Below are 13,115 nucleotides of genomic sequence, written 5' to 3'. Positions count from 1 at the left end.
GGGATTGCGTCCATGCCATGCAACAAACCCTGTCATTTGCGGAAATTCGTGGTTAACCTGCTTTAACCGCGCCGGACCCTGCGGCATTGTCGCCAGGCAGCAGCAAAGGATATAGGTCAACCCGTGAGCGCCCCGGTCCGCTTTCCCCGTTTTTTCGTCACCAGCCCGATGCCGTGCCCCTACTTGCCCGGCCGCACCGAGCGCAAGGTGTTCACCGAGCTGAAGGGCCCCAATTCCGACGAGTTGAACGACGCGCTCAGCCGCATTGGCTTTCGCCGCAGCCAGACAGTGGCCTATCGGCCCAGTTGCGTGGGGTGCACAGCCTGCGTGTCGGTGCGCGTGGTGGCGCGCGATTTCATCGCTTCGGCCAGCCAGCGGCGCACGTTGCGGCAGAACGACGATCTGATCGTGACTGTTTGCCAGCCCTGGTCAACCCCCGAACAATATGCCTTGTTGCAGTCCTATCTGGCGGTGCGCCACCCCGGTGGCGGCATGGCCGCAATGGACGAAATCGACTTTGCCGACATGGTGGAACATACCCCGGTAAAGAGCTATGTCGTTGAATATCGCGAGCCCAATGCCGATGGCACTCCCGGGCGGCTGGTCGGGGCGTGCCTGACCGACCAACAGGGGGATGGACTTTCGATGGTGTACAGTTTCTACGACCCCCATCATCCTTTGCGGACCGGGCTTGGCACGTTTATCATTCTTGATCACATCCGGTATGCAACGCGGATCGGCCTGCCCTATGTCTATCTGGGCTATTGGGTCGATGGATCGGCGTGCATGCAGTACAAAGTGCGCTTTCGCCCGATGGAGCGGCTTGGCCGCGAAGGATGGGAACGGTTTGACCCCGCCGAACAGGCCGTGGCGATCGATCGGCTGTCCACCGTGCCAGCAGCCGGGCCGCGCGCAGAGGCTGGTGCGGCTGTCGGCAATTCTGCAGCGGCTGCCGATGATGCGATGGTCATGGCCGGATCTGCCTTGTTCCACGGCTGATCGCGCACTGATGCGGATGGGCCTGGGGCTGGCCGGGCTGGTGCTGGCGCCGGTGGCTGGCCATGCGCAGGCCACACCCGATGCCCCTGCCGCACGGGCTACCGGTCCTGCTGCCAAAGCCGCAACTGCCCCGGCCAAGGCGGTGCCGGTCGATCCGGCGCTGCGCGCGCTGATCCCCGATGCGGCGCTGGCCGATCCGGTGCACTGGGCGCTCGATACCGATGCCGCGCACCAGACCCCCGATCCCGCAAGCCTGCCCGACGACACGGCGGTGACCGATGCCGCGCTGGCGGTGCTGCCGGGGCTGACCATTGCCTGGCCCGACAGTTTTACCCTGCCACCGATCACCCCGCTGACGCCCGATCCGGATATCGCCAGCCTGGCCGATGTGGTGCACGATGCGGGCGCTGCGCTCGATGTGGCGATGCCGCGCGGTGGCTGGCGCGGCCCGCTCGGCGCCGATGCGGTGGTCAATCATGTCGCGCCGGGGATCGACCTGGTGTTCCCCAAGGGCACCGTGCTGCCCGAGATGGACGATTTGACCGACCGTTTCGTGGCGTTGTCATCGCTGCGGGCGCTGGGGCGCGGCGAAGACAATCTGGCGCAACTGTCGCGCCGCGCGCACGACGACATGGCCCTGCTGGTGCAGATCCTGCGGATATATGGCTATTACGATGCCGAAGTCAGCCAGAACCTGGTCGGCCTGTCGCCGCTGGCCGATACCGTGCCGAAACCGGTGGCCAAAGGCCGAGGCGCGCCCCCGCCGCAGGCGACGGCCCGGTTCGAAGTGGTGCCGGGTCCGCGCTATCGGCTGGGCGCGCTCGATCTGGGGGGCGTGGCGACCAGCCCCGACCGCGCCGCGCTGATCAAGGCGCTGGCCTTGAAATCGGGCGATCCGGCAAACACCGAGGCCATCCTGAGCGCGCGGGCCCGCCTGTCCGACATGCTGGGGCACATCGGGTATGCCTTTGCCAAAGTGGGCGATCCGGCGCTGGCGGTCGATCACGAGGCGCTGACCGCCGATCTGGCGCTGCCGGTGGTCACCAGCGGCAAATACCAGTTCGGCACGATCACCAGTTCGCTGCCGAAATTCATCAATTCACGGCATTTGCAGCGGATGGCCCGGTTCCGGCCGGGGCAGATCTATGACCAGAAACTGATCGACGATTTCCGCCGCGAGGTGCTGGCAACCGGGATCGTCGGCGGCGCGACGATTACCCCGCGCGAAGCGATCGCGCCCACCCCGGCCGCGCCTGGTGTGGCCGATCTCGATGTAAAGCTGACCAAAGGCCCCGAACACACGATCGGCGCGCAGATCGGCGTGTCGAGCGGCGAAGGGTTCGAAGTCGACGGCAGTTGGGAAGATCGCAATCTGTTTCCACCCGAAGGCATGCTGCGGGTACGCGCCATTCTGGGCACGCGCGAACAATTGGGCGGGGTGACGTTCCGGCGCGCCAATTTCCTGAAACGCGACCAGTCGCTGACCGTCGATGCGTCGGTGCAGTACCAGACCACCGATGCCTACAACGCCTATTTCGCGTCGACCACGATCAGCCTGGACAAACAGAGCACGCTGCTGTTCCAGAAGAAATGGGCCTATTCGCTGGGTGTGCAATTGACCGCGACCAGGCAGTTGGTGGTCGGCTCGCCCGCAGACGTCCCCTATACCCCTTATGTGATTGCCTCGCTGCCTTTGAAGCTGGCCTACGACGGCAGCAACAATCTGCTCGATCCGGTCCGGGGCCAGCGCATCGCAATCACCGTGACCCCGGCGATCTCGATTCTGGACGACACGCGATCGACGTATGTCACCACGCAATTGGACGCCAGCGCCTATCAGCCGTTATCGGGGGCGCTGGTGCTGGCTGAACGGGTGCGGGTGGCCTCGATCAATGGCGCGTCGATCGACGCCCTGGCCCCGTCGCAGCATCTCTATGCCGGTGGCGGCAATTCGGTGCGCGGCTTTGGCTATCAGGATGTCGGCCCGCGCAATGCCTACAACACGCCGATCGGCGGATTGTCGGTCAGCGAGTTTTCGCTTGAGGCGCGCGTCCGCACTGGGCTGGCCGACGGGGCGTTCAGCGTGGTGCCCTTCGTCGATGCCGGTATGGTCGGGGAAACGCCCACCCCTACGATGCGCGGCGCGCGCTACGGGGTTGGCATCGGGGTGCGTTACAAGACCAATTTCGGGCCGATCCGCTTTGACATCGGCACGCCGCTCAACCGCTATCCGGGGGACAGCCGGATCGGCGTCTATGTCTCGCTGGGGCAGGCGTTCTGATGGCCGGGCGGCTGCGCGCATGGGCGATCGGCGCCATACGGTTGCTTGGGCTCTGCGCGCTGGGGCTGGCCGGGCTGGCCGCGCTGGGGTTGCTGGTGCTCGATTCGCCGCTGGGGCATCGGCTGGTGACCAACCGGATCGCCGCGCTGCGGCTGCAAAGCGGGCTGGTGATCACCATCGGGCGGATCGACGGGTCGCTGTTCGGCGCGGCGCAATTGCACAATGTCGCGCTGTCCGATCCATCCGGACGCTTCATGACGGTGCCCGAAGTCGGCCTTGACTGGCGCCCGATGCCGGTGCTGCGGCTGCTCGCCGGGCTGGGCGGCGGGCTCGATATCCGCGATCTGACCATGCGGCGGGGGCTGCTGCTGCGCGCGCCCCGGCTCAATCCGGCCGATCCCAACGCGCCGATCCTGCCGGATTTCGACATCCGTCTTGATCGTCTGGCGGTCGAAAGCCTGACGGTGGCGCCGGGGCTGGCCGGATCGCGGCGGCGCGTCGATCTGATCGCGCATGCGCATGTCCACGACGGGCGGGTGCTGCTGTCCTGCGACGGGCGGCTGGGCGGGCATGACAAGCTGTCGCTGCATCTCGACAGCGAGCCTGATCGGGATCGCTTTGCGCTGGGCCTGGATTATCGCGCCCCGCGCGATGGTCTGCTTGCCGCGCTGACCGGGGTGCATCGTACCGTGCTGGCACGGATCGGCGGTGCAGGGCATTTTGCGCAATGGCACGGCTGGGTGCTGGCCGAGGCCGACGGACACCGGCTGGCGGGCGGGTTGATCGACAACCGGGGCGGGCATTACCGGCTGTCGGCGCTGTTGCGCCCGGCCACGGTGACCAGCGGGCTGGCGGCGGACTTTGGCGGTGACCGGCTGGGCGTGGTCTATGCCGGGACGTTTGCGGGCGGGCGGCTCGACGGACATCTGCATCTGGCCAATGCGCTGGGGCGGGTCGATGGCATGGGCGCCGTCGATCTGGTCGCCAATCGCGCGCAGGGCGTAACGCTGACCGCACAAGTGCAACGCCCCGAAGCGCTGCCGGTGGCGTGGCGCGATACGCTGCACCCCGGTACGGCGCGGATGACCGCGCAGATCGACGGGCGTTTTGCCGATCTGGCGATCCGCCACACGCTGCTGGTGTCGCGGCTGGCGCCCGGTTCGATGCGGTTTGACACTGTGCAGACGGCGGGCGTGGCGCACTGGCACGGCGGGCGGCTCGACGTACCGCTGGCGGTGTCGATGGCGCGTGCCGATACCGGCACGCCGTGGCTCGACGGGCGGCTGGCGGGGGCGCGACTGACCGGTATGCTGCGCTTCGATGGTCGCGCGCTGACCGGTGAGGGCTGGCATGTCACTGCGCAAGGCGCCACCGCTGCGCTGGTGCTGCGTGGCGATGTGAGGCGCGGCGCCTATGCGCTGGCCGGACGGATCGATACCCATGCGCTCGCCGTGCCGCGCATCGGGACGGTCGATGCCACGGGCAAAGGGGTGCTCGCCTTTGGGCGCGGCGTGCCGTGGACCCTGGCGGTCAACTATGCGGGCACGGCCGGCCATTTTACCACCGCCGGGCTGACCACGCTGGCGGGCGATACGGCGCATGTGTCGGGCAGCCTGCACTGGGGCGCGGGGCGTGCGCTGCAATTGCCCGGTGTGCAGGTGTCCGCGCAAAAGCTGACCCTGACGGGCAGTGCGACGATTGCGCCGGGTGCAGGGCTGACACTGGCGGGCGAAGGGCATCACGCAGTCTATGGCGCGTTCGATGCGCAGGCTGCGATCGAACATGGTGCCACGCATGCCGAGGCGCATCTGGCCGGGCCCTTGCCGGGCGGGATCAAGACGGTGGCGCTGGCGCTCGACAGCACGACGGGCGGCTATCGGCTGGTCGCCAGCGGCACCTCGCAGATCGGTCCGCTGGGCGCGACAGTCGATTTTGCGGTACCCGCCGCAGATCCGGTGCGGATGACGCTGACCGATGTGCACTTTGCCCAGACTCGCCTGACCGGCATGCTGGCGCTGCGCGATGCGGGCCTAGATGGTGATCTGGCGCTGGCGGGCGGGGGGCTCGACGGGGTGATCCACCTGGCCGGACGCGATGGGGGGCAGGCGGTCGAGGCCGCGATCAATGCCCGGGCGGCGCATTTCGGCAGTGATCGGCCGATCGCCATCGGTCTTGCCAATCTGACCTTCAAGGGCCTGTTCGGCCACGATAGTTCCAGCCTGAACGGATCGCTCAAGGCGCAAGGGGTGGCGGTCGGCGGGCTGTTCATCGGGCGCCTGCTGGCCGATGCGACGGTCACCAACGGGGCGGGAACGGTGACCGCGTCGCTGGCCGGGCGACGCGGCACGCGGTTCACGCTGCAAGGCACGGCGACGGTCTCGCCCGATCGCGTGGTGGCCTATCTGGCGGGCGATTATGCCGGCAATGCGATTACCATGCCGCGCCGGGCGGTGCTGACGCGCAGCGAAGATGGCTGGCAGCTTGCGCCAAGCCAGATAAGTTTCGGCAGCGGCGCGGTGATCGCCAGCGGGAGGCTGGGGGCAGGCGCGACCGAACTGCATCTGGCGGTGTCGCGCATGCCCTTGTCGGCGCTCGATATTGCCTATGCCGATCTGGGGCTGGGGGGCTATGCCTCGGGCCTGATCGATTACCGCAACGATCACACCGGCGTGCCCGAAGGCCATGCCGCACTGACCGTGCTGGGGATGACGCGATCGGGGCTGGTGCTGACCTCGCGCCCGCTCGATCTGGCATTGGTCGGGCAGCTTGACGCGCGCGCCCTGCAAGTGCGCGCGGTGGCGCGCGAAGGTACCGTGCCGCGCATGCGGTTGCAGGCGCTGGTCGACGATCTGCCGCGCGGGGGTGCGATGATCGATCGCCTGCGCGCGGCCAAATTGCATGGGCAATTGCGCTTTGCCGGCCCGGCCGATGCGCTATGGCGGTTGGCGGCGATCGATGCCTTCGACCTGACCGGGCCGGTCGGGGTGGCCGCCGATATCGGCGGTTCGCTCGATGCCCCGGTGCTGACCGGCGCGGTGGTCAGCCATGCCTTGCGTGCGCAAAGCGCGATCAGCGGTTCGGATGTGCAGTCGATCGAGCTGCTGGGCAGTTTCAATGGCACGCATCTGTCGCTGGTACATTTTTCTGGCGTGACCAAGGGCGGCGGCCGTGTCGCGGGCAGCGGTTCGATCGATTTCACCGATGTGGCGACCGAGCGGCCCAAGATCGATTTGCGGCTGGGCGCCACCAATGCCGAACTGGTCAACCGGCCCGATATGGCGGCGACGATCACCGGACCGGTGCGGATCCTTTCGGATGGCCATGCGGGGACGATCGCCGGGCGGCTGCACATTGATCGCGCGCGTTGGGTGCTGGGCCATGCCAGCGCGACGCAAATCCTGCCCTCGATCGCGGTGACCGAACGCAACACCCCGCTCGATGTTGCGCCAATGCCCGCGCGCGGGCCGCCGTGGACATTGCTGATCGATGCCTCCAGTGCCAGCCGCATCGATGTGAACGGTATGGGCCTGGCCAGCGAATGGCAGACCGATCTGCGTGTGCGCGGCGACACCAACACCCCACAGATTTTCGGCACGGCAGAGCTGTTGCGCGGCACCTATGATTTTGCGGGCAAACGGTTCGACCTGACACGCGGGCGCATCCGTTTCAACGGCGAAACCCCGATCGATCCCCAGCTCGATATCGTCGCCACCGGCGATGCCAACGACATCTCTGCCACGATCAGCATTGGCGGAAGTGCACAGCGCCCGCAGATCAGCTTTGCCTCGACACCCGCCCTGCCCGAAGAGGAATTGTTGAGCCGCATTCTGTTCGGCAGCTCGATTTCGCAGATTTCCGCGCCGGAGGCGGTGCAACTCGCCTCGGCCCTGGCGGCGCTGCGCGGCGGCGGCGGGCTCGATCCGATCAACAAGCTGCGCGGGGCGATCGGGCTCGACCGATTGCGCGTGCTCAGCGCCGATCCGACCATCGGGCGCGGCACCGCGCTGGCAGTGGGCAAATATCTGGGCCGCAAATTCTATGTCGAGCTGGTCAGCGACGGGCATGGCTATAACGCCACCTCGATCGAGTTTCGCCTGACTCGCTGGCTGTCGCTGCTGGGGACGGTTTCGACGCTCTATGACGAATCGATCAGCCTCAAATTCACAAAGGACTATTGATGCGTGCTTGCATCGCGCGTCGATCTGCGATTTTTGTGGTGGGGGGCTGGTGGGGCGACCGGGGCGCAGACCTGGAACCGGTCTGGCGATGCCGCGCATGCTGAAATTTGGGGGCTGACACGAAAAATTACATTTCGCGGGGTCACACGGTCATGGGGATGTCATAGCGTGCGGGTTGTAATGTCATGGTGATTGCAATCGACTCTGGCCGCCCCATTTGCGACCTCACGCAGAGCTATGCCCCCGTCGGCGGCGGTGGCATCGGCACCTATTTGCGCCAGAAACGCGACTATGTGCTCGCTCACAGCGACCATCGCCTGCTGCAGATCGTGCCGGGGCCGGTCGATCGGGTGGTCGAGCGCGGGCGGCACATCTGGGTCGAGATCGGCGCCGAACAAGTGCGGGGCAGCCCCAATTACCGGTTCATCACGCGAACCTCTGCGGTGCGCGAAGTGCTCGAACAATACCGCCCGCAGATCATCGAATCGCAATGCCCGTGGGTGCTGCCGTGGACGGCGATCAACTATCGCCGGGCGAATCCCGATACCGCGCTGGTCGCGGGCTATCACACCGATTTTCCCAACACCCATGTCTATCGCGTCGGTGCTTCGCTGTTCGGCGATTTTGTTGCGCGCGGGCTGCGGCGGCTGTCGGCGGGCTATGCCACCACCACGTATCGCGAATTCGACCGCGTCTATACGCTGGGGCAGGATATGCGCGGCGTGCTGGTCGGCTATGGCGTGGAACATGTCGATGTGCTGTCGCTGGGCGTCGATGCCGAAACCTTCCACCCCGGTCGCCGCGATCCTGCCTTGCGCGCCGAACTTGGCCTGCCCGCGACCGGCCCGGTGCTGACTTATGCCGGCCGGCTCGACAACGAAAAACGCGCCGACCGGCTGATTTCGATGTTCCGCGAATTGCCGCGCGAGATGAACGCGTCGATGATCCTGATCGGCGAAGGCAAATTGCGCGACTGCCTGGCCGAACAGACGCGCGGGCTGCCGGTGGTGCTGCCCGGCTATTGCGCAGATCGCGGCCAGTTGGCGCGTTATCTGGCCTCCAGCGATATCTATGTCTCGGCGATGGCCGACGAAACGTTCGGCCTGTCGGTGCTCGAAGCACAGGCCTGTGGTCTGCCGGTGGTCGGCTTTGCCTCGGGCGCGATGGTGCAGCGGGTGCAGCCGGGGCTGGGTGAACTGGTCGCGCTTGATGATGTCGAAGCGATGGCGCGCGCGGTCGAGGCGGTGTGGCACGGGGATCATGTCGCCATGGGTCGCCGCGCCCGCGCCCATGTAACCGAACGTTTTTCGTGGGACCAGACGTTCGAAAACCTGTTTGGTGATGTCTATCCCCGCGCCATGGTCGCCGCCTGGCGCCGCCAGCGCAAGGCGGGCTGGTTTCGCCGCGCCCCGGTCAACCCGGTGCTGGCGAGCCAGCGCGCGGGCTGAAACCGGCCGGAACGACGGGCGCGGATCAACGTTGCGGCGCTGGCCCTATGGTCGCGTTCAGACCACCAGCAGTGTGATCCCGGCGGCCAGCAGGACTACAGCCGTGACCCCGTGAATTCCGAAGGCGGCCGCACGGGTTCCGCCGTTGCGCAGGACAATCAGGCCATCGCCCACCGGGATGAGGCTGGCGGCCACCATGAATGCGCCCAGCAGATGGGGCACATGGTTGACCAGCAAGATCCACATGAAGATGCCCGAGGCAATGTCCCGCACCCCCTTGGTATAGTGCCAGGGATAAGCGTTGCGCGCCTGCGCAGGGCCAGGCGCAGGAATCCCGAAGCCGGCGGCGGCGGTGTCGGGCGCAATCAGGAAACGTGTGCCCAGAAAGATGATTCCGGCCCCGATGAGGCCTGCCGTGGTGCAGGCGATGGTCGTCAACATGGCGTGTTCTCCTGTTTCGATGGCAGAAAATATATCAGTGCTAGATTTAGTGTCAACGATTTTATCTAGCGTTGACATTTTTCCGATCGAGCATAGGAAAGGGACATGTCGATCACCGAACGCCGCCACCGCGAACGTGCCCAGCGCCATGACCTGATCATCGCTGCTGCGCGCAACCTTGCCGAAGCCGAAGGATGGGATGCGGTAACCACGCGCCGTCTGGCCGAGATTGTCGAATACAGTCAGCCGGTCCTCTACAGCCATTTCGATGGCAAGGATGCGATCGTGCGCGCCGTCGCGATCGAAGGCTTTGTCGAACTTGCCGCGGCCATGCAGCATGCACGATCACAAGGTGGTGCGCCCGCTGCGGCGCTGCGGGCCGTCTGCGGCGCCTATATTGCCTTTGCGGCGGCGCGCCCGGCGCTCTATCAGGCGATGTTTGCGCTGCCGGTCGACGTGAAGTTCGCCAGTGCGGAAACGCCGCCGCCGTTACAGGCCGCGTTCGCCGAACTGGTCGGCGTACTGCGGCCGTTCGATGCGCAGCCGGACCAACTGGCCGAAGTCACCTGGGCTGCATTGCACGGTCTGGCAGTGCTGTGCCGGGGGGGACGCATTCCGCCACAAGGCGAGGATGCCCGCATTGACCTGCTCGTCAACCGGATCATCGTGGGCGGCACCGGCGCCGGGCGGTAGCCGCGCCTGCGGCACGCTGTGCGACAATGCGAACACGGACCACGCGCGGGGCGCGGGCCGTGTTCGCACGCGTGTCGGTCAGACGATTGCGGCAGACGGGGCGCGGGTGGTCGCCGCGATCAGACCGGCCTGGGCCAGCGCGCCGCTGATGGCTGCGTTACGGGCTTCCTCGCCGCGGCCAAGCCCTTCGGCGACGATGAATTCGGGGTCGGCGATGCCGATGAAGCTGAAGATCGATCGCAGCAGGGTTTCGGCATGTTCGTACGCCGCAAAGGGCGATCCTTCGCCATAGATGTTGCCCCGTGCCAGGGCGACGATCACGCGTTTGCCGGCGGCAAGGCCTTTCGGGCCGTTCTCGTCATACGAAAAGGTCTTGCCGCGCACGGCAATGCGATCGAGCCACGCCTTCAACTGGCTGGGGATCGAGAAATTGTAAAATCCCGCGCCGATCACGACGACATCGGCCGCAAGAAATTCCCGCACGTCCTCGCCTGCATCCAGCTTCAGGAAAATGTCGAGCGTCAGGTGCGGCAGCGGTTCCGCCGCCAGATCGCGATAGGTGACTTCGACGTCGGTCTGCCCCTGCGCCAGGCGCCCCTCTTTCAGATGGTTTACGACTGCGGCAGAGATTTCCCGGCTCGCCGAATTGTCGCCCATGATGCTGGAATCGATATGAAGTATCTTCACGGTGTGTCTCCGGTCTGGAATTGTGACCAGGATCAGGTATGTGACCTATGGCAAACTGCCAAGAACGCATATTTTTAGGACCAGGTCACATGGATATGCCTGCCTCGCCCGGCGTGAGCGACCAGTGCCGCAAAATGAGCGGCATCCTGACGATCATCGGCGACAAATGGACCGTGATGATCGTCATGGTGCTGATCGAGCGCCCGCGCCGTTTCAACGATATCAAACGGACGATCGGCGGGATCTCGCAGCAAATGCTGACCCGCACGCTCAAGGCGCTCGAACGCGACGGCATGGTCAGCCGCAAGGTCTATCCCACGGTGCCGCCGCAAGTCGAATATGCCCTGACGGACCTGGGACATTCGCTGTCGGTGCCTTTGCGCGCGTTGGGGGGCTGGGCCCGCGCCCATCTCGAACAGATCGAAGGCAACCGGCACCATTACGATGTGGGCCGACATGCGGTCGTCGAACGCGAAGTCCACGGCATGCGTTGATCCGGCACCAGCCAGCCGAACGCCGGGGTCCATCATCGCAGCGCTTCAGCGGGTCCGAAGAATTCGAAATGGCGGCGACCGGACGGCACGCCGATTTGCGCAAGCGCGCGGTTCATGAACACCATGAAGGGCTTGGGGCCAAGGAAATAGGCATCTGCTTCGGCCGGCACCCACTCGCGCAGATGGTCGACCGTCGGGCGGCCCGAAAGCCGGGCCTCACGCCCGCCCTGTTCATAGACGACATGCGCGGCAAAGCGCGGGTGATCGCTGGCCCAGGCGTCGATGGTGCGGCCAAAGGCGTGGACATCGCCATTGCGGGCATAGTGGATGAAGATCACATCGCGGTCCCCTTGTGCCAGCGCGGCCTCGGCCATGGCAAGCGTGGGGGTAATGCCGACGCCGCCACTGATCAGCGCCAGCGGCGCGGTTCCGGGGCGCAGCACGAATTCACCGGCGGGCGGAAACACGTCCAGCATGGCACCGGCGTGGACATCGTCATGCAGATGGTTCGACGCCACGCCGCCCGCCTCGCGCTTTATGCTGATGCGCAAGTTCCGGCCATTGGCAGCCCGGGACAGCGAGTAATTGCGGCGCACCTCCTGCCCGCCGATCACCAGCTTCAGCCCCAGATATTGGCCGGGTTGATAGGCCACCACCGCGCCGCCATCGACCGGTTCGAGGTGGAACGAGGTAATCTCGGCGCTTTCCACCACTTTGTCGGCCACGCGAAACGACCGGGCACCGCGCCAGCCCCCCGGCGCGGCGGCAAGGCGTTCATATTCGGCGGCTTCGGCACCGATCAGGATATGGGCCAGTTGCCAATAGGCTTCGCCCCACGCGGCAATCACCGCTTCGGTGGCGATCTCGTCGCCCAGCACTTCGCGGATGGCGCGCAGCAGGCAAGTGCCGACAATGGGGTAGTGCTCGGGCATGATTTGGAGCGCGACATGCTTCTGGATGATCTGCGCGGGCAGGTTGCCCAGGGCGTCCGGAGCATCGATATGCCGGGCATATTGCAGCACCGCATTGGCCAGTGCGCGCGGCTGGGTGCCATGGGCCTGATGTGCCTGGTTGAACAACGGCCGCACCTCGGCATAGTCACGCAGCATGATCGTGTAGAAATGCGACGTCAGCGCCTCACCGCCGGTTTCGAGCAGCGGCACGGTGGCTTTGACGATCATCGTCTGTTCGGGGGTCAGCATCGGCAATGTCCTTGCAAGGGAGTTCAATCATGGGGTTTGGCATGATCATTCCACCGGTTGGGACCGCATCCCAGCGCGTGTGGCCATCGTTCCGACTCGTAATCATGCATCTAAAATGCTACATATAAGTCATACGATAATGATGCAAATAAAATGCATCTTTAAGGACCCGATTGATGCGCCTCACCCGATTTTCCGACTATGCCGTGCGCGTGATGCTCTATCTTGCCGCGCACACCGACCGGTTGTGCTCGATCGGTGAAATCGCAAAGGCCTATGAAATATCGCAAAATCACCTGATGAAGGTGGTCAGCGATCTGGCCGCCAATGGCTATGTCGAGGCGTTGCGTGGCCGCAATGGCGGCCTGCGCCTTGCCCGCGTCGCCGCCGACATCAACATCGGGCGCCTGATCCGCCATACCGAAGGCGACATCGATCTGGCGGGCTGCGCCGAGTGCAAGCTGTTCGGCGCCTGTCGCCTGCCCGATCCGCTCGATCAGGCGCTGAATGCCTTTTTCGCCGTGCTGGAACACTATTCGCTGGCCGACGTGCTGGGCGATCGTGGCGAACGCCTGCTGTCCCGGCTGGTGCCGGCGGAGGACCCATCCGGACCGTAAGTGTGATTTCGCCTGAAATCGCACATTTCACGGCTTTGAACCGCAAGTCAGGGAAACCGGATCAGGCCCTCGATC

10 protein-coding genes are annotated in these 13,115 nt (G+C 65.5%); 7 read left to right on the top strand and 3 right to left on the bottom strand.

Going from position 1 to position 13,115, the window contains the following annotated elements:
* Positions 1–123 precede the first annotated feature (123 nt).
* The 4 genes from AQZ49_RS19620 to AQZ49_RS19605 all read left to right on the top strand — a co-directional run bounded on the left by AQZ49_RS19620 (position 124) and on the right by AQZ49_RS19605 (position 8,906).
* Complete coding sequence (locus AQZ49_RS19620) at positions 124–999, top strand: arginyltransferase (protein WP_067619949.1); 876 nt, start codon at positions 124–126, stop codon at positions 997–999.
* Between the two features lie 10 nt (positions 1,000–1,009).
* Positions 1,010–3,280, top strand: a complete 2,271-nt coding sequence (locus AQZ49_RS19615; protein WP_231739332.1) for an autotransporter assembly complex protein TamA — start codon at positions 1,010–1,012, stop codon at positions 3,278–3,280.
* Positions 3,280–7,458, top strand: coding sequence for a translocation/assembly module TamB (locus AQZ49_RS19610; protein WP_067619946.1), 4,179 nt, complete (start codon positions 3,280–3,282; stop codon positions 7,456–7,458). The genes AQZ49_RS19615 and AQZ49_RS19610 overlap by 1 nt, the downstream gene beginning before the upstream one ends.
* Positions 7,459–7,643: 185 nt before the next feature.
* A complete protein-coding gene (locus tag AQZ49_RS19605; RefSeq protein WP_067619943.1) occupies positions 7,644–8,906 on the top strand; it encodes a glycosyltransferase in 1,263 nt (420 codons plus the stop codon).
* Between the two features lie 57 nt (positions 8,907–8,963).
* Here the strand turns inward: AQZ49_RS19605 and AQZ49_RS19600 are convergent, their stop codons facing one another.
* Positions 8,964–9,347 carry a DUF4267 domain-containing protein gene (locus AQZ49_RS19600; RefSeq protein WP_067619940.1) on the bottom strand — a complete coding sequence of 128 codons (384 nt, stop codon included), beginning with the start codon at positions 9,345–9,347 and terminating at the stop codon, positions 8,964–8,966.
* Positions 9,348–9,452: 105 nt separating this feature from the next.
* Between AQZ49_RS19600 and AQZ49_RS19595 the strand changes: the two genes are divergently transcribed.
* The gene (locus tag AQZ49_RS19595; protein WP_067619937.1) at positions 9,453–10,040 is read left to right on the top strand and encodes a TetR/AcrR family transcriptional regulator; all 588 of its coding nucleotides are present in this window, start codon (positions 9,453–9,455) and stop codon (positions 10,038–10,040) included.
* Positions 10,041–10,118: 78 nt separating this feature from the next.
* Here the strand turns inward: AQZ49_RS19595 and AQZ49_RS19590 are convergent, their stop codons facing one another.
* Positions 10,119–10,727 (bottom strand): FMN-dependent NADH-azoreductase, encoded by a 609-nt coding sequence (locus tag AQZ49_RS19590; RefSeq protein ID WP_067619933.1) that lies wholly within the window; start codon positions 10,725–10,727, stop codon positions 10,119–10,121.
* An 89-nt stretch (positions 10,728–10,816) separates the two neighbouring features.
* Between AQZ49_RS19590 and AQZ49_RS19585 the strand changes: the two genes are divergently transcribed.
* A complete protein-coding gene (locus tag AQZ49_RS19585) occupies positions 10,817–11,221 on the top strand; it encodes a winged helix-turn-helix transcriptional regulator (RefSeq protein WP_067619930.1) in 405 nt (134 codons plus the stop codon).
* Between the two features lie 32 nt (positions 11,222–11,253).
* Here AQZ49_RS19585 and hmpA read toward each other — a convergent pair whose 3' ends face one another.
* Positions 11,254–12,423: an NO-inducible flavohemoprotein gene (gene hmpA / locus AQZ49_RS19580; protein WP_067619928.1), complete on the bottom strand. Its 1,170-nt coding sequence runs from the start codon at positions 12,421–12,423 to the stop codon at positions 11,254–11,256.
* 176 nt (positions 12,424–12,599) lie between these two features.
* On the opposite strand from hmpA, the gene AQZ49_RS19575 reads away from it, so the two are divergent.
* Complete coding sequence (locus tag AQZ49_RS19575; RefSeq protein WP_067619925.1) at positions 12,600–13,040, top strand: RrF2 family transcriptional regulator; 441 nt, start codon at positions 12,600–12,602, stop codon at positions 13,038–13,040.
* Positions 13,041–13,115 lie beyond the last annotated feature (75 nt).

The organism is Novosphingobium sp. FSW06-99, assembly GCF_001519065.1.
GTDB lineage: Bacteria > Pseudomonadota > Alphaproteobacteria > Sphingomonadales > Sphingomonadaceae > Novosphingobium.
Note: the sequence above shows the minus strand (reverse complement) of the source record. Positions and strands in the feature narration are given on the sequence as shown.

Coding starts and splice junctions, on each gene's coding strand:
- AQZ49_RS19600 (WP_067619940.1), bottom strand. CDS start 9,347: ATGTTGACGACCATCGCCTGCACCACGGCAGGCCTCATCGGGGCCGGA.
- AQZ49_RS19610 (WP_067619946.1), top strand. CDS start 3,280: ATGGCCGGGCGGCTGCGCGCATGGGCGATCGGCGCCATACGGTTGCTT.
- AQZ49_RS19595 (WP_067619937.1), top strand. CDS start 9,453: ATGTCGATCACCGAACGCCGCCACCGCGAACGTGCCCAGCGCCATGAC.
- AQZ49_RS19615 (WP_231739332.1), top strand. CDS start 1,010: ATGCGGATGGGCCTGGGGCTGGCCGGGCTGGTGCTGGCGCCGGTGGCT.
- AQZ49_RS19575 (WP_067619925.1), top strand. CDS start 12,600: ATGCGCCTCACCCGATTTTCCGACTATGCCGTGCGCGTGATGCTCTAT.
- hmpA (WP_067619928.1), bottom strand. CDS start 12,423: ATGCTGACCCCCGAACAGACGATGATCGTCAAAGCCACCGTGCCGCTG.
- AQZ49_RS19605 (WP_067619943.1), top strand. CDS start 7,644: ATGGTGATTGCAATCGACTCTGGCCGCCCCATTTGCGACCTCACGCAG.
- AQZ49_RS19585 (WP_067619930.1), top strand. CDS start 10,817: ATGGATATGCCTGCCTCGCCCGGCGTGAGCGACCAGTGCCGCAAAATG.